Origin of the sequence: Streptomyces sp. 13-12-16 (genome assembly GCF_002114215.1) — a bacterium.
Classification (GTDB): domain Bacteria; phylum Actinomycetota; class Actinomycetes; order Streptomycetales; family Streptomycetaceae; genus Streptomyces.
Window position 1 is genome coordinate 1 of the sequence record NZ_NCTE01000480.1, and the last position, 1,370, is coordinate 1,370.

The 1,370-nt window shown below is 75.8% G+C and carries 1 protein-coding gene; it reads right to left on the bottom strand.

Annotation, left to right across the window (positions count from 1 at the left end; genetic code table 11):
• Positions 1–1,370, bottom strand: a 1,370-nt coding sequence (locus B7767_RS45795; protein WP_218775802.1) for a hypothetical protein, incomplete at both ends; no start/stop codon positions are given.

Genomic DNA, 1,370 nt, shown 5'->3' on the forward strand with positions numbered 1-1,370 from the left:
CGCGGGACGCACCCCGCGGGGACGGGCGGGTGCGGTGCTGCGCGGGTGGCGGGGCTCCGGCCGGGGGCCCTCGCCGTACAGCCGGCGCAGCAGGGGGTACAGGGCGGGCTGGCGGGTGCGCACCCACTCGGGTCCCGCGTTGTTGCGGGGCAGCTCGGTGTAGGGGTCGTTGCCGCCGTTGGCCCTGAGGTAGACGTTGCTGAGCTGGGCGAAGAACTCGCGCTCGTTGCGGCTGCTGTAGTTGGGGGCGCTGCGGTGGCCGTCGGCGCCGTGGCCGTGGAGGGGGCCGTCGGGCCAGTTGCCCGCCTCGCCGGCCCGGGTGGTGGTGCGGAAGGCGTTGGTGATGCGCTGCCGGTCGACGGGGCCCAGACCGTGCAGGTGGATGGTGTGGGCGAATTCGTGCAGGGTGGTCGAGTAGCCGTCGGGGTAGGCGGACTTGCCGGTGCCGACGGTGGTGCGCTCGCCGAGCAGGTTCTCCTCGGTGACGGCCGCGGTGCGCGTGCCGACACCGCGGACGTCGTCCCAGGGGCGGCCGTCGCCGGTGGCGGCGTCCCGCAGGAAGCGGAAGGCGTCCAGGGAGGTCAGGGCCTCGCTCCTGGGCACCACCAGGACCCGTGAGCCCTTCTTGAGCAGCCGGGCCGTGACCTCGGGGTCCTGCAGCATCCGGGCGATCTGGGTACGGGCCCGGTCACCGGCGGAGACGGGCTGCTCGACCCCGTCGGGCACCTGGGTCATGAGGCGTGCCGCGACCGAGGCGAACTCGGCCGGGGTGAGTCCGGCGCTCAGGGCGTCCACGAGCGCGGGATCAGCGGCCAGCCGTTCGCGGTCCGCGGGCGACAGCGACGCCAGCGCCGCGTCACGGTCGGCGGCGGACAGGTCGGGCAGCCGTGCGGCGAGGGCCCGGACCGGGTCTGCGGTCACCTCCGGACGGACCCTCAGCCCGTCGGCGAGCGCGGTCAGTTCGGCGCGCAGCACGGGCAGGTCGGCGTCGGTGACGCCGAGGGTGCTCCAGGTCTCCTCGTGGCGGGTGAGGGCGTCGCGGTCCAGGGCGGCGGAGTCGAGCAGTTCGCTGAGCCGTACGGCGAGGGAGGGGGCTGCGCCGGCGGGCCGCGCGGAACGGTAGGCGTCCTCGCGCGCGAGGACCTGCGTGACCGTACGGGGGCCGTCGGAGGGGGTGCGGTGCAGCACCCACAGCAGGTCGAGGAGGTCGCGTCCGCGCAGCTCCGGATCGGTCCCGGTGGCCAGGGCGAGGGCGGCGTCGGCCAGGGAGTCCGCGGGGGCCGGCACGGTGAAACCGTCGGCCGCGACCGTGCCGGAGGCGGGCCGGTCCACCGCCGTGACCGTGATGTCGACGCCGTTCACCGACAGGC